The organism is Desulfogranum marinum (assembly GCF_016918565.1).
Lineage (GTDB): Bacteria > Desulfobacterota > Desulfobulbia > Desulfobulbales > Desulfobulbaceae > Desulfogranum > Desulfogranum marinum.
Genome location: NZ_JAFFQD010000012.1, coordinates 1 through 22,221 on the forward strand (window position 1 = coordinate 1; position 22,221 = coordinate 22,221).

At 46.0% G+C, this 22,221-nt stretch carries 22 protein-coding genes; 15 read left to right on the forward strand and 7 right to left on the reverse strand.

The window, feature by feature from the left end:
• The 7 genes from JWH17_RS23725 to JWH17_RS08445 all read left to right on the forward strand — a co-directional run.
• A partial coding sequence (locus JWH17_RS23725; protein ID WP_232370990.1) for a hypothetical protein occupies positions 1–190 on the forward strand: 190 nt, incomplete at its 5' end.
• Complete coding sequence (locus JWH17_RS24590) at positions 163–252, forward strand: hypothetical protein (protein ID WP_369125050.1); 90 nt, start codon at positions 163–165, stop codon at positions 250–252. The genes JWH17_RS23725 and JWH17_RS24590, both read left to right, overlap by 28 nt.
• 190 nt (positions 253–442) lie before the next feature.
• Positions 443–997 carry a tetratricopeptide repeat protein gene (locus tag JWH17_RS08430; RefSeq protein ID WP_205222158.1) on the forward strand — a complete coding sequence of 185 codons (555 nt, stop codon included), beginning with the start codon at positions 443–445 and terminating at the stop codon, positions 995–997.
• Between the two features lie 456 nt (positions 998–1,453).
• On the forward strand, positions 1,454–1,582 hold the full coding sequence (locus JWH17_RS24055) for a hypothetical protein (protein ID WP_269755833.1): 129 nt from the start codon (positions 1,454–1,456) through the stop codon (positions 1,580–1,582).
• Positions 1,579–2,376: a helical backbone metal receptor gene (locus JWH17_RS08435; RefSeq protein WP_205222159.1), complete on the forward strand. Its 798-nt coding sequence runs from the start codon at positions 1,579–1,581 to the stop codon at positions 2,374–2,376. Before JWH17_RS24055 ends, JWH17_RS08435 begins: the two co-directional genes overlap by 4 nt.
• 104 nt (positions 2,377–2,480) lie before the next feature.
• On the forward strand, positions 2,481–3,155 hold the full coding sequence (locus tag JWH17_RS08440; protein ID WP_332468392.1) for a carbohydrate-binding family 9-like protein: 675 nt from the start codon (positions 2,481–2,483) through the stop codon (positions 3,153–3,155).
• Between the two features lie 278 nt (positions 3,156–3,433).
• Positions 3,434–3,676 (forward strand): hypothetical protein, encoded by a 243-nt coding sequence (locus JWH17_RS08445; RefSeq protein ID WP_205222160.1) that lies wholly within the window; start codon positions 3,434–3,436, stop codon positions 3,674–3,676.
• Positions 3,677–4,002: 326 nt separating this feature from the next.
• Here the strand turns inward: JWH17_RS08445 and JWH17_RS08450 are convergent, their stop codons facing one another.
• The 3 genes from JWH17_RS08450 to JWH17_RS08460 all read right to left on the reverse strand — a co-directional run bounded on the left by JWH17_RS08450 (position 4,003) and on the right by JWH17_RS08460 (position 8,033).
• Positions 4,003–6,390, reverse strand: a complete 2,388-nt coding sequence (locus tag JWH17_RS08450; RefSeq protein WP_205222161.1) for a mechanosensitive ion channel family protein — start codon at positions 6,388–6,390, stop codon at positions 4,003–4,005.
• A 121-nt stretch (positions 6,391–6,511) separates the two neighbouring features.
• Entirely contained in the window at positions 6,512–6,697 is a 186-nt protein-coding gene (locus JWH17_RS08455) for a hypothetical protein (protein ID WP_205222162.1), read from the reverse strand.
• A gap of 64 nt (positions 6,698–6,761) precedes the next feature.
• Positions 6,762–8,033, reverse strand: a complete 1,272-nt coding sequence (locus JWH17_RS08460) for an MFS transporter (RefSeq protein WP_232370991.1) — start codon at positions 8,031–8,033, stop codon at positions 6,762–6,764.
• A 280-nt stretch (positions 8,034–8,313) separates the two neighbouring features.
• Between JWH17_RS08460 and JWH17_RS08465 the strand changes: the two genes are divergently transcribed.
• The 7 genes from JWH17_RS08465 to purU all read left to right on the forward strand — a co-directional run bounded on the left by JWH17_RS08465 (position 8,314) and on the right by purU (position 13,429).
• On the forward strand, positions 8,314–8,802 hold the full coding sequence (locus JWH17_RS08465; RefSeq protein WP_205222163.1) for a hypothetical protein: 489 nt from the start codon (positions 8,314–8,316) through the stop codon (positions 8,800–8,802).
• Positions 8,803–8,930: 128 nt separating this feature from the next.
• The gene (locus tag JWH17_RS08470) at positions 8,931–9,449 is read left to right on the forward strand and encodes a YgjV family protein (RefSeq protein WP_205222164.1); all 519 of its coding nucleotides are present in this window, start codon (positions 8,931–8,933) and stop codon (positions 9,447–9,449) included.
• A gap of 20 nt (positions 9,450–9,469) precedes the next feature.
• A complete protein-coding gene (locus JWH17_RS08475; RefSeq protein ID WP_205222165.1) occupies positions 9,470–10,423 on the forward strand; it encodes a GSCFA domain-containing protein in 954 nt (317 codons plus the stop codon).
• 174 nt (positions 10,424–10,597) lie between these two features.
• Positions 10,598–10,873, forward strand: a complete 276-nt coding sequence (locus JWH17_RS08480) for an Lrp/AsnC family transcriptional regulator (RefSeq protein ID WP_205222166.1) — start codon at positions 10,598–10,600, stop codon at positions 10,871–10,873.
• 27 nt (positions 10,874–10,900) lie between these two features.
• Positions 10,901–11,326, forward strand: a complete 426-nt coding sequence (locus JWH17_RS08485; protein ID WP_205222167.1) for a PaaI family thioesterase — start codon at positions 10,901–10,903, stop codon at positions 11,324–11,326.
• 602 nt (positions 11,327–11,928) lie between these two features.
• Positions 11,929–12,369 (forward strand): hypothetical protein, encoded by a 441-nt coding sequence (locus tag JWH17_RS08490; protein ID WP_205222168.1) that lies wholly within the window; start codon positions 11,929–11,931, stop codon positions 12,367–12,369.
• A 178-nt stretch (positions 12,370–12,547) separates the two neighbouring features.
• Positions 12,548–13,429 carry a formyltetrahydrofolate deformylase gene (purU, locus tag JWH17_RS08495; protein WP_205222169.1) on the forward strand — a complete coding sequence of 294 codons (882 nt, stop codon included), beginning with the start codon at positions 12,548–12,550 and terminating at the stop codon, positions 13,427–13,429.
• Positions 13,430–13,613: 184 nt separating this feature from the next.
• On the opposite strand, the gene JWH17_RS08500 is transcribed toward purU, so the two are convergent.
• Positions 13,614–13,898, reverse strand: a complete 285-nt coding sequence (locus JWH17_RS08500; protein ID WP_205222170.1) for a DUF7352 domain-containing protein — start codon at positions 13,896–13,898, stop codon at positions 13,614–13,616.
• 326 nt (positions 13,899–14,224) lie between these two features.
• On the opposite strand from JWH17_RS08500, the gene JWH17_RS08505 reads away from it, so the two are divergent.
• Positions 14,225–16,111: a transketolase C-terminal domain-containing protein gene (locus tag JWH17_RS08505; protein ID WP_205222171.1), complete on the forward strand. Its 1,887-nt coding sequence runs from the start codon at positions 14,225–14,227 to the stop codon at positions 16,109–16,111.
• A gap of 122 nt (positions 16,112–16,233) precedes the next feature.
• Here JWH17_RS08505 and JWH17_RS08510 read toward each other — a convergent pair whose 3' ends face one another.
• The 3 genes from JWH17_RS08510 to JWH17_RS08520 all read right to left on the reverse strand — a co-directional run bounded on the left by JWH17_RS08510 (position 16,234) and on the right by JWH17_RS08520 (position 22,201).
• Positions 16,234–18,186, reverse strand: coding sequence for a phosphoenolpyruvate carboxykinase domain-containing protein (locus JWH17_RS08510; RefSeq protein ID WP_205222172.1), 1,953 nt, complete (start codon positions 18,184–18,186; stop codon positions 16,234–16,236).
• 252 nt (positions 18,187–18,438) lie between these two features.
• Positions 18,439–19,587 carry a glycerate kinase gene (locus JWH17_RS08515; protein WP_205222173.1) on the reverse strand — a complete coding sequence of 383 codons (1,149 nt, stop codon included), beginning with the start codon at positions 19,585–19,587 and terminating at the stop codon, positions 18,439–18,441.
• Between the two features lie 70 nt (positions 19,588–19,657).
• Entirely contained in the window at positions 19,658–22,201 is a 2,544-nt protein-coding gene (locus JWH17_RS08520; protein ID WP_205222174.1) for a glycogen/starch/alpha-glucan phosphorylase, read from the reverse strand.
• Between the last annotated feature and the right edge of the window lie 20 nt (positions 22,202–22,221).

Consider the following 22,221-nt stretch of genomic DNA (forward strand, 5'->3'; position numbering starts at 1 on the left):
TCAGCAAAGCAAGGGGGTAGGTCGGCACTACAAGCCTTTTTTGCATCCTGCTAACGCAACTTCAAGAGGTTACGCTTCAAAACAGGGCGAAAATAGTGAAATCGGAGGTCGAACTGCGAAAGTCGGGTTAATCAAGGCGAGTTGGATGTCTACGAGCTTCTGGTGGAAAATGTTTTCTCGAATGCTGTAAGGCTTGAGCAAGAGAGGATTGCATATCCATGGGTTATGAAAGTGGTAAATGAGTTGGTATGACAATGTGCACAAAACGTGTGCTTCCAGTAAAGTGTTCCTTGCGTTGTCTTACTCTGTTTTTACTGTCCTGATTCCCCTGTAATATGCACTGAACCAATACAGAGAAATATTCCAGGCAAAAGATGATTGAATGCCTATACTTTTAGTAAAGGTTGTTGATAATAATATTCTTTACTAATTGAGGTGCCTGATGGACAAAGCCGAACACTTACGACAGGCCAAGATTCTTTTTGCTTCCGGTCAATTAAAGAAAAGTATAGCTGCCTTTACACGTGCCGAGCAGAGTGGGTGTGACACGATTGATGTTTGGTTGAGCAGAGGTGCTGCTCAAATGGCTCTGGGTAAATATCATGAGGCAAAGGAAGATTTTACCCGTATACTTGAGCAAGATGCCGAACACGAAAGAGCTGCGTATTACCGTGGGGTAGCGCTTGCTGCACTTGGGGAGTACGAAAATGCTATTAAAGACCTGACATCCGCCCTCATCAAAAACAACAACCGGGGAATAGCGCACCTGGTCAGGGGGGTAGCCTATGCTGAGCTGGGGCAAAAGCAGAATGCGATGTTGGATATAAACAGCGCATCGGCCTTTTCAGATGCTGAACTTACTAGTTTTAAGAATCTCTTTGGTGATATTCCTCTCCCATTGCAAAATACGGAAGCACTTTTGGCCGAGGAAAACGCACCCTGGAACAACCTGTTAAGCAAAGAAGCTGCCGGCAAATTGCTTAATTTGCTGCAGTAGACGCTGGCTGACCATTACACAACTCTAACCCAAGGCGCCTTGGGTTAGAGCGAACAACGTTTTTTTAGTTTGATATGGTTGCTGCGTTTTCAGTGGCAGTACGGCCAGCACGTACTTGCCGGCATCCTCAAACAAGAAAAAAAAGAAAAAAGAGGCAACTTCAAAAAAGTAAACAAATTGCTCATTCTACGGCAATCCAGCCACCTGCGACCTATGCCACGGCAAAGCAGTTACCTCTTCCGCATAAGGTTGCTCCCCCCTATCTGAGTTAGCAACGATGAGTGACCACGGGGTATGTTTCGGTTTTTTCTGATGTGGTGGGAATTTAGTGGACACTTTCTTAAGAGTGAAATAACAATTCTTGAGGAGGCCATTCATGACCAAGCAGAAAAGAAATAAGGGCACAAAATAATGTAAAAATGAGCTGTAATGGTTGTGGAGGAGCAGGGGTTCCCAATGGCTGAGGCCTCAGGGTGTCGAGGTATCAATGCAAACCTGAGCAGTCAATGGCTCTTTACAGGTTGGGAAGATATGGGGAGCGCGCGGTTTGTACGCTATTACAAAGGAAATGATATAGAACAATGAGTGATTGTATACAAGTAACCGATGATTTGGGGCAAGAAATTACGGTTCCTTTTCCCCCGCAAAGAATTATTTCGGCTGTTCCATCAACCACCGAGTTTTTATTTGATTTAGGGCTGGGAGACAGGGTGGTTTCGCGTACCCGGTTTTGCAGATATCCTGAACAAAAAATACAACGATTACCCAATATCGGTGGGCCTAAAAGCCTGGACGAAGAGAAAATCGCATGGCTTAAACCAGATTTGATTTTGGCAAACGAGGAGGAGAACGATCAGGCGCAAATCGAAGCTTTAATGGAAAAATATTGTGTGTATGTGTCCAAAATCAGAAACGTGGAAGACGCCTACAACAATATTGTGAAAACGGGTAAGATTACAGGATGCGAAGCAAAAGCGCGTGAAATGGTCAAGACGATTCAAGCCGATTTTACAGTAATCCCGAAAAGAGCAAAAAAGATGAAGGCGTTGTATCTGATTTGGAAAGATCCTTACATGTGTGTGAGTCGGGATACTTTTGTTAACTCGATGCTTGAAGTATGTGGTTTCGAAAACTGCATTACTGATGGAGACGCACGTTATCCTGTTGTAACAGCTGAAACCATAAAGGGGTTGAACCCGGAACTCATTTTGCTTTCGTCAGAACCTTTTCCCTTTGCAGAAAAACATAAAAAAGAGTTTCAGCAGATTGTGCCGGGAGCAAAAATTGAATTGGTAGATGGAGAAATGTTTGCCTGGTACGAATCTCATTTGCTCCAAGCCGGTGGGTATTTTACTGCATTGATAAAGAAAATTCACTGACAGCTACTTACGTGTAGCTCTTGTTCAACGTCTATAAAGGGTAAGACGGGGGATAGGTTGAAAAAAATACTCCTCTTACCGACTACTGGACAGGGCGAAAGAACGTGCCGATAACCAATCACGCTGTTGCTACAAAAGTACAAGCGCCTTTTTCCATTGAAGACTCATCGTGGGATGCGTTTCCCTGGAAAGACCTTTCATCCAACCTGATGCAAAACCACATGGGAAACAAACCCGTTCATTTCCCGGGGGTGGAGGTGAAGGTTGCTTACGACAGTATGGCAATATATCTGCTCTTTCGCGTCGAAGACAGATATGTTCGCGCAGTCGCTCGGTCACATCAGGATGATGTGTATAAAGATAGTTGTGTCGAATTCTTTTTCACACCTGGTCCAGACGTTTCCCAAGGCTACTTTAATATTGAAATGAATTGTGGCGGAACCATGCTTTTTCATTTTCAAAAGGCACCGGGGAAAAAACGAATCATTATGCCTGTAAACGAATGCAACCAAATAGCTGTAGCGCATTCGTTACCCAAAAGAGTTGATCCCGAAATAAAAAATTTTGTGGTGTGGACCGTTGCGTATAGAGTTCCTCTTGTTTTGCTGAAAAAATATTGTGATGTGGTTAAGCCGGCCACGCAATCTTTTTGGCGGGTCAATTTTTATAAGTGTGCTGATAATACCTCACACCCGCACTGGTTGACATGGGCACCGGTTGAGCTTCCGTGCCCGAATTTCCACCACCCTTCTTCATTTGGCTTTTTATATTTCAAATAAAACAGTAAAAAAAGCCGAGTTTTTCAACGTCAGGCAGGCTGGTTGCTGTTGCCGCTTTTCGCGTTGTTTTTACCTCTAAGGGTAAATTTTGAGTATAACTCCGCGATTAGCAGTAAATGCGATTACTCAAGAGGCCATTGAGTGATTTGTTACATTGCTAATGAGTGGCTTTCGAGCAACGTTTTTTTTATAGTCGGTTCTGGTATCAGTTGAACAAAGCGGGATGTGTGTAACTGCAACGTAATATGTGGTATTTTTTTAGATAAAGGAAAATGAATATGATTGAAATACAGGGCGATACAGTTGTTGTTGATAAGGAAACAACACGTTTGGAAGGATTTCGGATGGAGGATACTGTCAAGGCCCCGGTTATTATACTGTTTGTTAATGAAGAGGAACCACAGATGGTGCCATTAGAAAAAGGAAGTACGGTACCTGTCAAGGTAAAGTCAAAAAACAGTGAGGCTGAGATTCAGGTGATTAGTTACGAAGAGATAAAAGCGACGTTGGCAGCACGATAAAGATGCGATGAGTGTAGCGCATCCACCAATTTCAGGCATCGGGTTCCGCGTGGATGCGCTGTGCTATCTCACCCTACGCACTGGACGGATCGTGGTCGAAAATGGGGTCCCGGTTGAGCTGTTCCTCCAAGGAGCCGGCAGAGTGATAAAATCGGTGATCGCCAGCAGGTAACAGCTTTTAATTTTTTTACCCTATAAGGCTGTCTTGTATACTGGCCTGTTCGCCACATTTTGCTGAACAGTTACCAGAAAATATTGATTTTATCCAAAAAACTGTCACTCCTCAGGTAGTTGCTCGAAAGCTTCGCATTTTGCTGAGCAGTTCATCATAAATCGTCGAAAGTTTCTTGCTTGGATTGCTCAGTATTTTTTCCAGCATCTTCTGTCGAGCGCATGGCAGCGGCTCCGGCAGCTTTGGAAATTTGGTGTTGGACTTCCGGGGTGATCTGCTCTCTTTCCTGGGTAAATTCAGGCAGGTCAACAATAACCTTACGATGAGCATAGTGAATTCCCTGGGCATTGAGTGCTTCGCTGATAAGGCGATAGGCTTCTCGTCGGATTACAAAATGGGTGCCGGGCTGGGCGGTGAATTTGACTCTGATCGTCATCACGGAATTGGTTATTGCCCGGACTCCCTGCGATTTGAGCGGTCTGATAAAATCTTTCCCATACTCTTCGTTTTCGAGCATTTTCTGGCCGACTTTTTTAATGATTTTACGAATCTTATCTATCGGCGCATCATAGGGGAAATCAAGGTTGAATTTAACTATAATACCGCCGCGCATATAGTTGGTGATAGCGCCAAGGTCAGAGTGGGGGACAATCTGCAGCATACCTCTGTGGTGCCTTATCATGGCGTTGCGTAAGGTTATCGTTTCCACTGTGCCGGAGACTGTACCCGCTTCAATATACTCTCCCACCCGAAAGGCATCATCAAGCAGATAAAAGAACCCGGAAAACATATCGGCAACCAGTTTTTGGGCACCAAAGCCGATTGCAAGGCCTATCACTCCTGCACCGGCTAGCAGTGGCGCTATATCAACCCCGGAAGAAGAGAGCACTGTCATGCTTACCATAACGACCAGAATGGTGCCGATAAATTTGCGTACCATGGGCAGCAAAGTGTAGGCGCGGCCACGTGAAGCTGCACTCCCCCACTCGTCATCACTGCTTTCCACGTCTTCCTCACCTTCTGGAATAGATTCTTCAATTTTACGCTCAATCCAGCTGCTGATAAACTGCCATAGAAAAATTGCCAGTGCCATGATGATGATTGTATCCAGCATGATAGCGGCCAGTTCTGAAAAAAGAGGGATACGGATGTCCCAGAGGTTTGCTATCCAGACCATCATGAGGATCACCAGGCCACCCCGCGCAACGCTTTGCGTTTTTTGATACAGTTCTCGGCTCTTTTGGCGTTGCAGGCGTTCTCCCTCATTTTTTAACGGAACTGAGGTAGAGCTTTCCTGGTCAATATGAAGAGCTTTCATGGTATAGAGTACCAGCCACTGAACAAGTCTGTCTGCCACTATCCACAATGGAACAATGAAGAAGCTTGGAATAAATGCACCCCTTCGGCTGAAGCTTGGGTCGGCCAGGTCGTTCAGGAGCAGAAACCAGAGAAGGATGAGGTAGGTGATAGCTAAAATGTGCCAGAGAGCAGCGAACTGTTTTCGGCCCCAGGAAGGGGGACCGTTTTGCTGGTTGTTGTTTTTGAGGATATGGTCACGGACTTTTTTTCTGATAACAACAACCGTGATGGCAGTTGTAAGAAGCAGCAGACTGACGCTGAAGAGCTGCAGGAGCCTTACTGTCGCTATATCAGCCTCAAGCCGGCGGAGAGTAACGGCCAGCATCAGGGTGATGGTTATGTAACTGAAGGCTCCCGTCATTAGACGGTGAGCAGTTTTTGCTACCGCACAATCAGCAGGAAAAAGACGAAATATTTTATATTTAGGGGAAAAAATAATGTGAGAAAGAATATTGATTGTCCTGATAATGGTAATCGCAATCAAGGTTGCAAGAAAAAAGAACTGAACGTACGAAGAATCCGTCCAGATGAAGAACATGAAGGAAAAGTAAGCCGAGCCAAAAAAAATAAGGACTCCCAATGCGCTGGGTAATACTTGCAGAGCAGCTGCAAGGAGCTTTTCAACGCCCTTTATGTTTGTAGTGTTCACCTCCGGCGCAGCTATGAAATATTTTGAGAGGAAAAAAAATCTGCATAGGGCTTCCACGATAAATCCTATGGAGATGAAGAAAAGCACCCACAGAGCACTTTGTGTTGCGCCTGCAACGGTTCCAAAGGGACATAGCTTGATAAAGACGTGTTCCAGATCAGGGAGGATTTTTGGAGCTCCGGACCAGAGCGTTCTGAACTGGCTTTCCTCTTGGTCATGCTTTTGCGAAAGTGTTTTCAGGAGGTGATGGAACAGGCTTCCCGGTCCTTTTATGTTTGTCCCTTCAGGCTGCAGAGATTGAGCATCTTTTTGGAGTTCCTGGATGAGCAGTTTCCTTACCTGTTCGTCACTGAGACCGGCCATCATATCCGTGACCGTGCCTGTATCCGTGGTTGTTACTTGCTGAGATGCCGTTTTTGGTGCAGTATTTCCAAGTTGTGCCGCCGCACCTTGCTGGTAAGGGAGTAACAGGATACCAGCGAGCAGGGTAAAAAGAAATATATGAGGGAAATACAATCTTTCAAAGGTGGTCAATGCTTTTGTCCTCTTTGATGGTTCTACCTGAATTTTTCATGAACTTTTTGTTTTTAAACTCAATTAATTGATATTATTGCTTAAAGAGTAACCATTACAATTAGTGGTCTGTTTTTCGTTTTCAATCAAAAACTTCCCTCTTCGAGTCAATAGCTTTTTCCGCAGGGTCTACCTTATAAACCACTTGCGGTAGTTTACTACCGGAGTCTTCGCTGTCTGCTGCGTGGTTTGTGCCTTGCCCTGCAAAAATCTTTATTGATGAGAAATCCGGGTTGATTCCTGTTGGCGGTAATGGCAGTTTCAGCATACACTCTTTTAGTGTTAGCTTTGGTATAAATAGTACAGAGAAAGGCTTTTTACAGTGCAATGAGCTACTCCGGCGGTTCTTCGATCTGTTTAAGCAGCAAACCACCGATCACAAACAGGGCTAAAATACACAATACACCCCATCTGGTGTCGCCTGTTAAGCGTCCAACAAGGCCCATTAAGAAAGGTCCGCTGATTGCGGCAAATTTACCAAAGACATTGTAAAAGCCAAAGAATTCAGCACTTTGTTTTGCCGGGAGCAGCTTTCCGTAATAGCTTCTGCTCAGGGCCTGGATACCACCCATGGAAGAGGCGACTAAAAAGGCAATGCACCAGAAGGTTGCGGTTTTCCAGAAAAGATTGTGTATATCAGGGAGGAAGAAGGCGAGCAGGGTGACCAGGGTATAGACACTGATACCTGTAAGCAACATGGTTTTAGTCGAGAAATATTCGGCAAGTCTACCGTACAGCAAGGTAAAAGGAAAGGCTACAATCTGGATGAACAGTAACATGACAATCAACATTGTTGGGCCGAATCCAAGGTCGCTCCCATAGGCGGTTGACATGCTGATAATGGTACCAACACCGTCTATGTAGAAAAAATAGGCGCTTAAAAAAAGGAAAATTTGTCGATGACGGCGGATTTGGCGAAACGTCCGAGCCAGGCGTCGAAAACTGTCGCTCACAGCTGCCGCTACCGGGGGAAGGTAATGGGTTTGGCGGAGGTTTTTTAAAGCCGGTACAGAAAGCAGCAACCACCATAGGGCGACGATTATAAATCCTATTTTTGTTTCCTGTGTGGGTAAGCCTCCTGTGTCATCAGTAGCATGTAATATCAGGCCGATAATGGCAAGAAAAGGAAGTACGCTTCCGATATACCCCCACGCAAACCCTCTTGCAGAAATACTATCCATTCTCTTGGGAGAGGTGATGTCTGTGAGGAAGGCGTCATAGAAAATGTTTGCCCCGGCCCAACCGACCCGCGCACCTATAAACAGGAGCAGACAAAGGACCCATTGTCCCTGCTGTATAAACGGTAACCCCAGGGTGAAGAGAAGTCCGAAGAACAGAAAGGTGGTGAAAAAGATTTTTTTTCTGTCGCGGTAGTCAGCCAGAGCACCCAGGACTGGAGCGAGCAGGGCGAGTATCAGTGAAGCTGCTGAATTGGCGAAACCCCAGTTTGCTGTGGCCACAGCATCCGGTTGGCCTGCTGCAGCAAACTCTTTAAAGAATAATGGCATGATAGCGGTAACCATCACCAGGACAAAGGCTGAGTTGCCTACATCGTAGAGTATCCAGCTTCTCTCTTCTCGAGTAATTCGCAGTTTGTTTGTCATGAACCGTTTATAGCGTTGATTGCTCTTGACCCGCATTCTCATGAATATTGTATTAAATAGTATGATTACAAACTTCGACTACATTCAGCAACGGTCTGTTTGTCTTCGCCCGGATTTTTCATGAATATTGAGTCATTTTTTAAAAAACAAGTAATTTTAGAGTCATGCAGTTAAAGTTGATGAGAAATAACGGCTGGGGATGGTCAAGTCATCATACGGTCTTGTTTTACCGGTATGGTATATTGGCTCAAAGAAGGGTATTTATAAAGGATTGTAAATCATGTGCGGCATGATTGACTACTACCTGCAATTATTTGCACAACTACCTGTCGGTGGTGATAATGATAAGTGGGCTTTGCCCAGCAACTACCGTGCTCCCCATGCCCCCCTTTTGTTGCTGATCGTCTTGGATATGTTTGCAAAAGGAAAAATAACCCGTAATTTTATTGTTCCTTCACCGGAGCTGGAAGAACGCTTTTACAATGCACTCCTGCTTTTTACCGGTGATATTGGAAAGGATGATTTTGGTGAAACATTTTATGGGCTCAAGCATACCGGATTATGGGATCTGGTGCCAAAGGCTGAGGCCAAAGATGATAGTTTGCTGGAGGAGTATGTAACGAATTGTCTGCGAAAATATTATTGGGGCGCAAAATTACCCGAAGAGCTGTATCCTCTTTTAGTAATGGAGACATCACGGAACAAAGTGCGGCAGGTGCTGCTGGAAACATATTTTGCAGAAAACGTGCAGGGCGGGTTACGGTTATAGGGATGGAGACCAGGCTTTGGTTCGTTTTGCCTGTGCAGAGAAAAAAGAGTACGCTGGATGCGTGATTGTTCTTTATCTATCGGAGATAAACAGTTGAAGAAAAATTGTATTTTTTGTTTTGAGATGCCATGACGCCTTTTCTCTTGTCCCAGATATTGGTCGGGATGGCGATATGTACAGACTTGCTTTCTTTCCAAGGGAAAGGAAGAAAACATATCCTTGTTTGCCTGATTATTTCTTCTTCTCTCATTTCTCTTCATTTTGTTTTGTTGGAGCATTGGACCGCTGCAGGCCTTGGGCTCCTGGCCGGTATTCGTTTTGTGACCAGTTATTTTACGACCTCGAAGAAGGCAATGTCGGTTTTTGTCTGTTGCTCTCTGCTTATTGGGATCGTCACGTATAGCGGCGTGCTGAGTTTACTCAGTTGTACCGGGGCCATTTGCAATACAGTGGGATCGTTTTGCAGCACAGATCGTCGCATGCGTAAAATAATGTTTCTAGGTACCTGTTTCTGGCTTACGCATAATATTTTAGCCCATTCCCCCACTGCAGTATTGCTTGAATGTCTTTTTTTGAGCAGCAATATAGTTGGTTATTATCGTTATTACGTTGTTCGTCCTGCTCAAACCGGGACCTTCTCTCATTGAAATAATTACTGGAATTATGCATGGCACGTTCTGAGGTACATCCTTTTCATGATTTTTTACAGTGGCAGGTCTGGCCGGGTTCGTATAAAAATCCTCCTGTAGACGGTAATTTTCCCTGTCCTGATGGTATAGCTCTTCGGATTGATAAACAAACGGCTATCGTCTCGATGGGCTCCTGCTTTGCTCGTGAGATCAAGAAGGTTTTGGTGCAGCAGGAGTACAATTATATAGTTGAGGAACGTGATAATCCTGCCTCGGCCCATGCAAGTGCGGCCTGGGAACGCACCTATAACTCTTTTTCAATGCGCCAGATTTTTGCCTATACCTTTGACCGTTTTACGCCACAACTCAGGTGGTGGAAAGTGCCTGGAGAAGATAGGGTGCAGGACCCTTACCGGCGGATAATGCTCTACGATTCTCTTGAGGAAGCGCAGGTTGATTTTGCGGCCCATGTTGCAGCATCGCGGCGGGTTTTGAAAAGGGCGGAAGTCCTTATTCTTACCCTTGGGTTGACTGAGATATGGGAGGACACCGAAGATGGCAGTGTCATCTGTCTTCCCTCTGGTCCGTATCCTAACAACGGCGGGGATATGTCACGATATCGTTTCAGGGTATCACGCTACCAGGAAAATTTGGATAATCTGGAGTATATTTATTCTTTGATGGCAGCCCACAATCCGGAATGTAAGATTGTAATTACGGTTTCACCGGTACACCTGTGGGCCACGTTTCGTAAGGATTTGGATGTGATCAGTGCAAGCTGTAATTCCAAGTCGACCCTGCGTGCCGTAGCCGACGAATTTGTCTCAAAATATGACAATGTTTTTTACTTTCCGGCCTTTGAGATGGCAACTATCTACACCATGCTGCAGGGCAAATCCTATTTTGCAGATGGGAAGGAAAATTTTCACGTCAACCGAAAAACAGTTCAGTTTATAATGGATCATTTTTTTAAATATTATAATCCCCAGTAGATCTAGCTAATCGATTGGTAATGCAATTTGCCAGAGCAAGCCTTTCTAACCGGAATTTCTCATGATCATTTTGTCATTTTCCGAAAAGATTAGTAATTTCAAGTTGATGTTATTAAAATCAATCAAATGTAAAATTAACCAAATGCTCATGAGAAATCAGGCAAAGGAGAAATAATGGTTACCTCAATAATTCTCATTAATGCAGAACGATCGAAAATAAATGACTTGGCAGAACAACTTGCGGATGTGGAGGGTATTTCCGAGGTGTATTCTGTCAGCGGTTCCTATGACCTGGTAGCTATTGCCCGCATAGGTACAAACGACGATCTGGCAGAGTTGGTGACAAACAGAATGTATAAGCTGGAGGGGATTGAAAAAACAGAAACAATGCTCGCTTTCAAGGCCTTTTCCCGGCATGACCTGGAGCGTATGTTTTCGCTGGGCATGTGAAAAATCTTAATGCAATAAGAGGGAAGGATGAAGGTCAGGAACAGCAATTATATGCAAGATGTGGAAACGGTGTTTCGAGAAGCGACCTTTATCCGCGAACTGGGGATAAAACTGGTCACTGTGGAGCCTGGAAGATGTCTGGCTGAGGTGGAGGTGATCCCGGCCCATCTGCAGCATTTACATCGCGTACATGGGGGTGTTATTTCGTCCCTTGCCGGCCATGCAGCTCTGGGAGCCGCCATATCCGTTGCTGCGGAAGGTGATGTGCTGGTAGCCCCGGAATTTACCTTTCAGATGTTTCGTGGTGTTGACTCAGGTTTGCTTCAGACAAAAGCTCAGGTGATCAAAGGTGGTGCATTGTTGATTTTTACAGAGGCTGAGGTGTTTTATAACGATGCTGCCGGTGAGCATTTGATCGCTAAAGGAAATTTTACATTCACCCGTGCTCGATAGTGGTGTTCGTTCATGGCATGGAGAGGTTGGTAGGGGACCACCATTTTTAGCTGCGGAGACAAGTATAGGCTTTGAAAGTTAGTTAGAGGTCTGCAACAGGGCCGAGCATTTTTTCCTGACACGTTTTGCAAAGCACCTTTTCTGTTTCCAGTGCATGGAAACAGTTCATACATCGTTTTTTTCTGTTTATACTGGAATTTTTACCTGGTTGTTTTTTGGTGTGGAGCAAGGTGCGAAGAATGTTCATAGGTATGAATGGCAAAGTGTTGTTGTCTCGTTTCATTTATCTGGAAAAAAGAAACGGTGGTGTTTGTCTATGGAGACAAGTATTAAGGGTGTTTTTACTGCCTGTCAACCTGAAACCCTTCTTCTGGAAAGCTAATTTGCGTTTTTCCTGTTTTTGGGATTATTGAATGTGATCCAGAGTGTGGAGAAAGCGAAGACAGCGCTACCAGTAGCGGCGGTTGCTGGTGAGGCAGGGAAAAGGGAAGTGTCATGTGTTGCTTTTTTTAGTTGGCCGCATTAGTCTGAAAAGACAGTTTTTTTTGTCAATAATGGACATGCTTCGCAAGAGGTAATGTGTCAGTAAAAAGGAGAACTCTATGCCGGGATGTAATATATTCAGTCAGGAACATCAGATGTTGCTCGTCCATTTTTTCGGGAACGTGACTGCCAGTGACTTGGAATTGCAAGCTGTGTCAGTTCTCTCTCACCCCGATTTCAGCGAAAGCACCAAAGAGTTGATCAGTTTTGCAGAGGTAGAGAGTTTTGCGCCGGATGTCGATATGGAGCGGCTCGCTGACATTGTGAACATCAATAAGGAGCATATTGAGAAATTTCCGGACATCAAAGTTGCCTTTATCGCCCCAGATGCCCTTTCCTTCAATCTTGCCAGAGTCTACCAGGAAACTACTGAGGGGCACGAGCGTAAAGGCGAAATGAAAATTTTTACCACTAAACAGGAAGCCGTTCAGTGGCTGGGGGGCAAGAGCAGTCAGTGGGATATGCTTCTTGAGCGTGTATCAAAAATGTGTAGCTTGTAATTGGTACTGCTTCTTCTCTTTTCCTCTGTCCGGCTTCGTTCCTCCCGGACAGAGGCTCTCATCTCCTGCCATCAGTTACTTGCATATAACTCTTTTTTCTTTTAGGATGTCCGCTTTTGTATAATAATCGTTGCTGCCGATTGTAAAGCGGCTTTTTTTTGAATTGATATAAAATACCATGAAACCCATAGAAAACGCCCTCAAACCCTCTTCTGCTATTTTATTAATCCACTGCCAAGATAGTAAAGGGATAGTCTCCTCGGTGAGCGAATTTATTTTTAAGAATAACGGTAATATAATGTATCTCGATCAGCACGTAGATACATCCCAGGGCGTTTTTTTTATGCGTATTGAGTGGGAATTGGAAAAATTTTCGATTCCGGATGAGAAAATAGGGGAATATTTTGATACGCTTATTGCCCAAAAGTACAATATGCAGTGGAATCTGCATTTTTCTCAATATGTACCCAAGATGGCATTGTTTGTGTCAAAGCTGCCCCATTGTCTGTACGACCTGCTTTCTCGCTGGAAATCCGGTGAAATTGAAGTCGAGATTCCTCTTATTATCAGCAACCATGAAGATATGCGGCCTGTTGCTGAGCAGTTTGGAATTCCCTACCACCATTTTTCCGTTACTGCCCAGAATAAAAAGGAAAAAGAGCAGGAACAGCTTGAATTGCTCGCAGAGCACGATATAGATTTTATAGTGCTTGCCCGGTACATGCAGATCCTTTCCGGCGATTTTGTTGATCATTACCAGGGAAAAGTAATCAATATTCACCACTCCTTTCTTCCCGCTTTTCCCGGAGCCAAGCCATACCACTCAGCCTACGAGCGAGGGGTAAAAATTATCGGGGCAACCAGTCACTATGTAACCGCAGATCTTGATGGTGGGCCGATTATAGCCCAGGATGTTATTCAGGTTAGTCATGCCGATTCGGTTCAGGACTTGGTGCGCAAGGGGCGTGATCTTGAAAAAGTGATTCTTGCCCGTGCGATCTGGCATCATTTGAAACGGCAAACGCTGATTTATCAGAACCGGACTGTCGTCTTTACCTGAACTACGCGTCATTTCCTTCGTAACTATCAGCAGCAGCATCTGGGCACGATCGAAACGCTTTGCATACTGATTAAAACCAAATCGATTCGCTTATGCCTGCATGGAGCAGTGCTTATCAGTTACAGCCCTCAGAAAAAGGCATTTTTGTGATTTTGGCTGATAAGTGACTTGCCCTTGACGATTCTTATTCTTGATTGTCGGTAGTACCAGATTCAAAGGCGTGAAATTCAAGAGTGCCGTCATAGAGTTGAAAGCTGCCGCAATACCTGCCAGGGGTGTCCGGCATTTCTGTTGCTGTTGCGTAGAGGGTGACGGTGCGTTCTTGGTCATCTAGTTCCGGATCAACAAGTGCCCACAGTACAGGTGAGTCGTCACCTTTTGCCTGGACGCTGAGGATTTCACTGCCTGCAGGTAATTGAACGATTTGCGTTTTGGTTGGCTGGAGGTGGTATCTGCGTATTGTTTTCATTCGTGGATAGAGTGGTTGGAAGAAATTTTTAAGAACATACGATTACAGTACTCTATACCAGAAAGTGGTGGGGAATTGTATTGGTTAATCTACCCTGTGCTGCAAGAGATGGGTAATGATGTATATAACCTGGATCTCACCACCTATCGTAACCTGTGTCCAGCTTGAAACTAATTTTGATGTAACTCTCTTTGAATGTGGACAAAATCCTTGTTGCGGATTTTGACAGTTCTGGTATCAGTGCATAACTATTGTTCAGGAAATTTACTTCCTCTATAAAATTCACTCTATCCCTTTCTTATTTTACGACCCTGTAGGATATTATTATGACTTTTCCAATCGATTTATCAGAGTATACCCCTTTAAAATTTACCCTTACCCAAGAGGGGATGAGTGCTGAGCAGAGAGCAACCCTGGAGAAGAATATCTCTATTGTTCGCGACAGCATCGTGTTTTTTACTGCCTTGGCCAATACCAAAGGACTCGGTGGTCATACCGGTGGCGCTTTTGATATTGTCCCTGAGCTGTTGATTGTTGATGGATTTATGAAAGGCTCTGATTCATGTTACCCCGTGTATTTTGATGAAGCCGGTCACCGGGTGGCAATACAGTACATTATGGCCGTGTTGAATGGGTATGCCGCGCCTGAGTCACTGCTCCATTACCGTGAATTCAACCAAGGTTTATATGGTCACCCGGAACGTAATGAGAAAGACGGTGTCTTTTTTAGTTCAGGCCGCCTTGGTCACCTGTGGAGTTATGTTAATGGAATCGCGGAAGCCAATCCTGGCAAGACCGTATTCATGTTTGGCAGTGACGGTTCGCAACAGGAAGGTGATGATGCCGAGGCAGCCCGTTACGCAGTTGCCCGCAACCTGAATGTTAAATTGCTTATTGATGACAACGATGTCACCATTGCCGGTCACCCTACGGAATATATGAAGGGGTATGACGTGGTAAAAACACTCGGCGGACATGGCTTGGGTATTAGTGATTGTGCCGGAGAAGACATTGATGCCTTGTTTACACATATCCAAAAGGCCATTGCTACCGCTGGGCCGATCGCAGTGGTTGCCAAGCGATTAATGGCGGTAGGAATTGACGGTATCGAGGGCCTTCCCAAGGGACATGATGTCATTCCTGTACCAATGGCCATCGATTATCTGAAAGGCAGGGCACAGGATGCGGCAGTTGCCATTCTGAGTCAGGAGGTCGAGAAAAAAGAGAAAACAGAATATCTTGGCAGTACTCCCGAAACCGGGAAGAACCGAGATGATTTTGGTAAAGTAATCTGCGAACTCCTTGGGGATGTGGAAGACCCGGCAGCAAGCGTGCTGGTGGTCGACTCAGACCTGGAAGGCTCGTGCGGGCTGCACCATATTCGTAAAAATGTTCCCCAGGTATATGTCCATGGGGGCATCATGGAGCGCAACAATTTTTCCGTTGCAGCTGGATTTGGCGCTACCCCAGGCAAGCAGGGGATTTTCGGTACTTTTGCAGCATTTCAGGAAATGGTAATCTCGGAAATTACCATGGCCAGACTCAATCAGGCCAATGTACTTGCCCACTTCTCCCATTCCGGGGTTGATGATATGGCTGATAATACCTGTCATTTTGGGATCAATAACTTTTTTGCGGACAACGGACTGGCTGAACACGATAATACTAGGCTCTATTTCCCGGCTGATCCGCTGCAGCTCAAGGCGGTGCTTAACAAGGTCTTTCATGATAGTGGGCTGCGTTTTGTCTTTTCTACTCGTTCGGCTACTCCGTTTATTTTAGATGAAGCGGGCAATAAGCTGTACGAAGACTATAGCTTTACCCCGGATAAAGATGAGGTTATCCGCGAGGGGGACCAAGGGTATATTGTTTCCTATGGTGAGATGCTCTACCGCTGTCTTGATGTAGTGGAGCGTTTAAAGCAGGAAGGGATTAATGTCGGCCTGATAAACAAGCCGGTACTCAATGTGGTTGATGAGGAAATGGTGGCTAAGCTTGGCAATAGCCCGTTCGTGCTGGTGGTCGAGACCCAGAACGCCAAAACAGGACTTGGCAGTCGGTACGGCAGCTGGCTGCTTGAGCGTGGTTTCGCTCCTGGCTATGGTTATATGGGAACCTGGAAAGATGGTGCAGGCGGCCTGTCTGAGCAGATTCCTTATCAGGGAATGTCCGGTGCGGATATCCGTGAAAAGGTAATGGCGCTGATGAAATAAGTTCCAGCAACCCTGAGGAAAAATAAAAAAAGCGAAGTCTCTTTCAAAGAGGCTTCGCTTTTTTTATTATATCAAGCATGTTTTCCGGTTAGTTACCGGACAACATGCCTGAGGAATTTTACTTAACGCGGCTGGTTGGCTGCCACATATTCAATCATTTGGTCAGGGGTTACAATCGGCCCCACGGTAGCTTTTAAAGCAACAAGGTCCCTTCTCCAGGTCATCAGTACCCGGAAAAAAGCGTCGTTCATCCCTTTTTCTTTGGAGAATTCGGTGATGGACATGTCAACCCGTTCAATCAGATTAACAACATACAGTGAGAACTGTTTAGTGTACACTTCTTTACTGTATTCCTTATTGATAATTTCTGTAAAAAGCCCTTTCAGGTCTTGATATTTTGGGATCCGGCCAATGGGAGTCCATATTGATTCTACCTTTCCCTGGTGCATTAATGCCATGATACGCATCCATACTTTGGTATCGCGCTTCTCGCCGATAAGTCCATCCGACTCACCAGGTGCCAGGCTGCCTCGGCCACTTTTATGGAGCCAATAATTAACCTGGAAGCCGGAGGGTAAATTATCTTTGTTGATGGCAGGGTTTTCACCGAATGCCTTGTAGTGGTTTATGTAATGGGCAAGCGGGCCAGGAAAAAAGGCCTCGTTGGCAAAAGGAGATCGTTTTTCGCTGCCATCGGCTCCAATCTCGGTGGCGGTGGTTGCAGAACGGATAATAGCGCCATGGACAACGGTGCTCATCCAGTCGTGGGCCATGACGATTGTCGGCATGGTCGTGTAATCCCGCCCACCGAAGAGAAGGCCGCTCAGCTTCACGCCTTCGGCTTTTTCTGTTGCTGTATCGTAATTTTCAAGGGTGTCAAGAGTGATGGTAAAACGTGCATTTTTATGGGATGCCGCAGTGCCTGACTGTGAGGACCACTTTCCTAAATAGTTGACACCACTTGCAGGAAGCGGCTCTCCCATGCCGTTCCAGTAAGGTTTCCCTTCGGAGATCAGCAGGTTGGAAAAGATGACTTCATTTTCTTCTCCCTTAAGAACCTTTAATGTTTCCGGATCATCTTGCTGGTTTACTCCCTCAATAATACCAAACATGCCTTTCTCGGGATTGACTGCCCGCACTTCACCGGTTTTGGAGTCAATGAAAATTTTGGCAAGGTCATCACCAACCAGGTGGGTTCCGGTCATAGCTGTACCGGTTTTCCCGCAGCCCGATGGATAGGCACCACCAAAGTAGACAATTTCATCCTCCATTTCAAACCCGGCAATGAACATGTGCTCGTCGAGCCGTTCGCCGAAATAGTTGCGGATATTATTCATATTCGCAAAGCGGTGATTAATTTTTTTCGGGGCAATCGAGTTGCCTGCATACTGATTGTTGGAGCTATAGGATCGAAAACGCTCAACATCCATATAGATACGTCTGTTGTTTAAATCAGCTGAAACATTGGACTCCGTAAGTCTGCCGGCGCTGTGATAGTTAACGAACATGTATCCTTTTTCGGCAACATCCTTTGAAAAAGCAGCAGGCTCCATCATGCGGTAGAGTAAAAATTCGCTGTGGGTAACATAGAAGGAATCTGTTACCTGGAGGGTAGGATCTGAGACCGGACTGCCTAGTGGCCCGCGAGAGATGAAGGAAATAACCATCTCTTTATTTTTCATGATATCGGTTATGATATTACGAGCCTCAACCACTCCCGCTTGAAGTTCTTCTTTTTTTTGCAGAGAACTGATTTCCGTATCTGTATAGGCCAAATATTTAGTGTTGGCTGTATCCCTGCCTTGGTCGTTGGGGCCGTCAAAGTGGCAAGTATGCTTTTCTTTAGCGAGCTGAAACTCTTCACCGATCTGCAGTGCCTTTTTACGGATATAGTCGATATCTTCTGCTGATCCTGTATTGATGAAAATGGAGTTGGGGCTCATCCTGGTAGCACCGTTATAAATCGGTACAAGTACCTCGGAACTGCATGCCCTCATTTTTTCTTGATTGGGTGCATCCATTAAGCTGATGAGGTAGGTCCTCATCATTTCTAACCGTGAGATATCTACATCCATTGTGTGTCTTCTGTAGCTAGTGTCGGCAGTTTTCATATTCATGATTGGCGTAGTGATATGTAGAGTATTATTTCGAGATGCATAACTGAAATCTAATGCAAAAATTACATAAATATTACACTCTACAGAAAAATACTATTCTTTTCACCGATCAATTTATAAAAAGCATGAATTTCCAGATACAAATGCACCGAAGAAGTGTGTTTTTGTGGTTGAGCTGCAAACAATCGAGACCGGTAGGTCAGGTTGGGATCATCTCTTTCTTTTGTTGTGAACAGCAAAGAAGCAGCGAACAGCCTGTTCGGCAGCGAGGGCGAGGAGGGTTTCGCTTCTTTGCATGGCTTGCTCCAGGGAAAGTGGTCCCTGGCATATGGAAAAAACGGCATCCAGTCCCTGTTGGTGCAGGTCTCCCAGATTTTCGCCGATTGATCCGGCCAGGGCAATACAGGGAACGCCCTGTGCTTTCGCTCGTGCTGCAACTCCTGCCGGGGCTTTGCCAAAGGTTGTCTGGATGTCGATTTGCCCCTCACCTGTTATTACCAAATCCGCGTTGGCCAGCTTTCTGTCCAATTCAACCAGATCGAGGATAAGATCTACTCCAGGTCGCAATTCCGCTCCTAAAAAAGCGTATAACCCTGCGCCAAGCCCACCGGCTGCACCGCCGCCGGCAAGAGAACGGACCTCGATTCCCAGATCCCGTTGAATGCAGGCCGCAAGATTTTCCATTCCCTCTTCAAGTTGATCTGTCTGTTCAGGGCTTGCCCCTTTTTGAGGTGCATACATCCTCGCAGCTCCTGTGGGGCCGGTTAGTGGATTGGTCACATCGCAGGCAACGTCCAAACGGATATTTTTCAGGCGAGAATCCCGAGCATTGCAGTCAATATGTGCAATGGATGAAAGCCCCCCGCCGGTGAGTGGAACCGGATTCCCTTTGTGGTCGAGAAATTTAATGCCGAGTGCGGCTGCGGCACCAATACCTCCATCATTGGTGGCACTCCCGCCAATGCCGACCAGAATGTGGGAAGCACCGGTATCCAGGGCTGCTCTGATAAGTTCGCCCGTACCTAAGGTGGTCGTTCGGGTAGGGTCACGTCGCGAGCTCGGAAGAAGAGCAAGGCCACTTGCCTGCGCCATTTCGATGGCCGCTACGTTGCGACCAGGGGCGTGGCAATAGGAGGCAGTAACCGGAACAAAATCAGGGCCGGTTACTGTCACATCCCTTTTTGTTCCCTGAAAAACTTCCAAGGCAACATTAACCAGTCCGTCTCCTCCATCTGCAACTGGAACCTGTACAATTTCCGCATCAACCAAAACCCGGTGGACGCCGCCGGCAATAGAGGCTGCGGCAACTGTTGCAGAAAGAGAACCCTTAAAAGCATTGGGGGCAACGACGATTTTCATGATATTTGAGTGCGCTGTTTGCCGGTTATTGGTGAGGTGAAAGGCCTTGTATTGGCCATTTTATAAAATTTTACTGGGCTATAATGGGGAATATAATCCCGCCTTCAGGGATACGTTTCCATTTCAATTCGACCGGAAATGGCTCAACGTGCCATATACTGCGGCAATACTCTTGGATAGCTCGATCTGAGGAAAATCTGCCCATGCGCGCCACATTAAGAATAGACATGCGAGTCCATATCTGATGATCCTCAAATACGGAACCGATTTTGTCGTGGCAATTAATGTAGGACTCATAATCGGCCATGAGCAGATATCGGTCATTGTAGAGCAATTCGTCAATGACCGGTTTGAAAAGTTGCTGGTCACCATGGGAAAAGTGACCGCTGCTGATGAGGTCAATGGCCTTTTTCAGCTCTGGATTCCGGTTATAGTAGTCCAGGGGGCGGTAACTGTTTTGCACGAGATCCGCTGCCTCTTGCACGTTGAGTCCGAACAGGAAAAATTGGTCGGTGCCGACTTCCTCACGGATTTCTGCATTAGCACCATCAAGGGTACCGATGGTCAGGGCACCGTTCATGGAAAATTTTATATTGCCGGTCCCGGATGCCTCTGTTCCTGCAAGGGATAATTGTTCGGAAAGATCAGCCACAGGAAAAAGGTTGTGTCCTGTTTTGACGTTATAATTGTGGACAAATATGACCTTGAGCCTGCCTCTTACATCCGGGTCGCTATTGATGACGGCAGCAACTGCATTGATCAATTTGATTATCAATTTTGCCATCCAGTATCCCGGTGCAGCTTTACCGCCAAAGATAAAAACCCGTGGTGGAAAGAATTGTTCAGGATGCTCTTTGAGACGGTTATACAGAGTGATTATGTGGAGCAGATTGAGGTGCTGACGTTTGTATTCATGGATCCGTTTGACATGCACGTCAAAGAGGGCATACGGGTTGAGAGTAATCCCCAGTTGTTTTTTGGCAAGCTCGGAAAAAGCTTTTTTATTTTCCAGCCTGACATTGTGCCATGCTTTACGGAAATCGGCATCGTCTGCCAGGGGGGCCAATTGAGCAAGTTGCTCCAGATTTGTTATCCAGCTCTCTCCTATGGTTTTGCTGATCAGGTTGGAGAGTCGATGGTTTGTCACCAACATCCATCTTCTTGGCGTTACGCCGTTGGTGATGCCTATAATTTTTCCAGGCCATAACCGGTTAAAGGAGGCCAGGGTTCTTTCTTTCAGTAACTTGGTATGAAGAGACGAAACCCCATTAATAGTATGGCTGCCAACGCAGGCTAGGTTGGCCATCCGCACATAACGCGGGCCTGTTTCGTCAATGATAGAGAGTTGGGTGACTATTTCCTGGTTACCGGGAAATTTGAGCCGCACAGTGTCAAGGAAACGGCGGTTTATTTCAAAGATAATTTCAAGGTGACGTGGCAGTAATGAAGCAAATAGGGGCAGTTGCCATTTCTCCAGCGATTCGGGAAGTAAAGTATGGTTGGTGTAGGAAAAGGTTCTGGTGGTAACATGCCACGCCTTGTCCCATTCCATGAGGTGGACGTCAACCAATAGGCGCATCAGTTCGGCGACAGCTATGGCCGGGTGGGTATCGTTAAGCTGCACTGCAAAACTTTGGTGAAAACTGTCCAGGTCGTCATGGTTGAACAGGTGGATACGGAGCATATCCTGCAGTGAACAGCTGCTAAAAAAATACTGCTGCTCAAGACGAAGCCGTTTGCCTTCATATTTTTTATCGTTGGGATAGAGGACTTTGGTGATGTTCTCTGCACTAATTTTTTCTGCAACAGCGCCAATATAGTCGCCAACATTAAAATCCTCGAAGTCAAAGGATTTAGGCGCTTCTGCACTCCACAGGCGCAGAGTATTCATCGTGTTGACCTTGTATCCGGGAATAGGGGTATCGTAAGGAATGCCGCTGATAACGCGGGCAGGCAGCCAGCGGATGCGGCGGTTACCGTTTTGATCATGATACGCCTCAGTACGGCCTCCAAATCCTACTTCCTGGGCCAGGTCTGCTTTTTTTATTTCCCAGGGATTGCCCCCCTGCAGCCAGCGGTCGCTGAGTTCCACCTGCCAGCCGTTTTCCAGTTCCTGATCAAACAAGCCGAACTCGTAACGTATCCCATAGCCTATGGCGGGGACTTGGAGAGTCGCCAGTGAGTCCATAAAACAGGCTGCCAGTCTTCCCAGCCCACCGTTGCCCAAACCTGGTTCTTCTTCAATCTGAAAAATGGCATCGAGGTCAAGGCCTGTTTCTGCAACTGCCTGGCGCATTGCATCCAGAAGATCCATGTTTATCAGGTTGTTATGCAGGTGTGGCCCCGGTAAATATTCTGCCGAAAGGTAGGAGACTATACGGGAATCGTCTTCAAAGTAGACTTCCGAGGAGTTGATAAAAAGGGGCTGCATCCGGTCTCTAAGCGTATAGGCTGCCGCCAGGTAGTAATCGTTAAGAGAGACGGAGCGGGTGGTTTTGCCTAGTTGATAAAAGAGTTTATACGCAAGGGCACGCTTGAGTTTGTTGATGCCTGTGTTGTGGTTGTTAGGAGCAGGTAGCAGCTGTAGAGAATGATTTTTGTGTAGATCGTTCATGGGAAACCGCCTCTGGTCGC

Bases quoted from the DNA above. Each gene is read 5' to 3' on its own strand.
- JWH17_RS08430 (WP_205222158.1), top strand. From the start codon at position 443: ATGGACAAAGCCGAACACTTACGACAGGCCAAGATTCTTTTTGCTTCC.
- JWH17_RS24055 (WP_269755833.1), top strand. From the start codon at position 1,454: ATGGCTGAGGCCTCAGGGTGTCGAGGTATCAATGCAAACCTGAGCAGT.
- JWH17_RS08435 (WP_205222159.1), top strand. From the start codon at position 1,579: ATGAGTGATTGTATACAAGTAACCGATGATTTGGGGCAAGAAATTACG.
- JWH17_RS08445 (WP_205222160.1), top strand. From the start codon at position 3,434: ATGATTGAAATACAGGGCGATACAGTTGTTGTTGATAAGGAAACAACA.
- JWH17_RS08455 (WP_205222162.1), bottom strand. From the start codon at position 6,697: ATGCTGAAACTGCCATTACCGCCAACAGGAATCAACCCGGATTTCTCA.
- JWH17_RS08460 (WP_232370991.1), bottom strand. From the start codon at position 8,033: ATGACAAACAAACTGCGAATTACTCGAGAAGAGAGAAGCTGGATACTC.
- JWH17_RS08465 (WP_205222163.1), top strand. From the start codon at position 8,314: ATGTGCGGCATGATTGACTACTACCTGCAATTATTTGCACAACTACCT.
- JWH17_RS08470 (WP_205222164.1), top strand. From the start codon at position 8,931: ATGACGCCTTTTCTCTTGTCCCAGATATTGGTCGGGATGGCGATATGT.
- JWH17_RS08475 (WP_205222165.1), top strand. From the start codon at position 9,470: ATGGCACGTTCTGAGGTACATCCTTTTCATGATTTTTTACAGTGGCAG.
- JWH17_RS08480 (WP_205222166.1), top strand. From the start codon at position 10,598: ATGGTTACCTCAATAATTCTCATTAATGCAGAACGATCGAAAATAAAT.
- JWH17_RS08485 (WP_205222167.1), top strand. From the start codon at position 10,901: ATGAAGGTCAGGAACAGCAATTATATGCAAGATGTGGAAACGGTGTTT.
- JWH17_RS08490 (WP_205222168.1), top strand. From the start codon at position 11,929: ATGCCGGGATGTAATATATTCAGTCAGGAACATCAGATGTTGCTCGTC.
- purU (WP_205222169.1), top strand. From the start codon at position 12,548: ATGAAACCCATAGAAAACGCCCTCAAACCCTCTTCTGCTATTTTATTA.
- JWH17_RS08500 (WP_205222170.1), bottom strand. From the start codon at position 13,898: ATGAAAACAATACGCAGATACCACCTCCAGCCAACCAAAACGCAAATC.
- JWH17_RS08505 (WP_205222171.1), top strand. From the start codon at position 14,225: ATGACTTTTCCAATCGATTTATCAGAGTATACCCCTTTAAAATTTACC.
- JWH17_RS08510 (WP_205222172.1), bottom strand. From the start codon at position 18,186: ATGGATGTAGATATCTCACGGTTAGAAATGATGAGGACCTACCTCATC.
- JWH17_RS08515 (WP_205222173.1), bottom strand. From the start codon at position 19,587: ATGAAAATCGTCGTTGCCCCCAATGCTTTTAAGGGTTCTCTTTCTGCA.
- JWH17_RS08520 (WP_205222174.1), bottom strand. From the start codon at position 22,201: ATGAACGATCTACACAAAAATCATTCTCTACAGCTGCTACCTGCTCCT.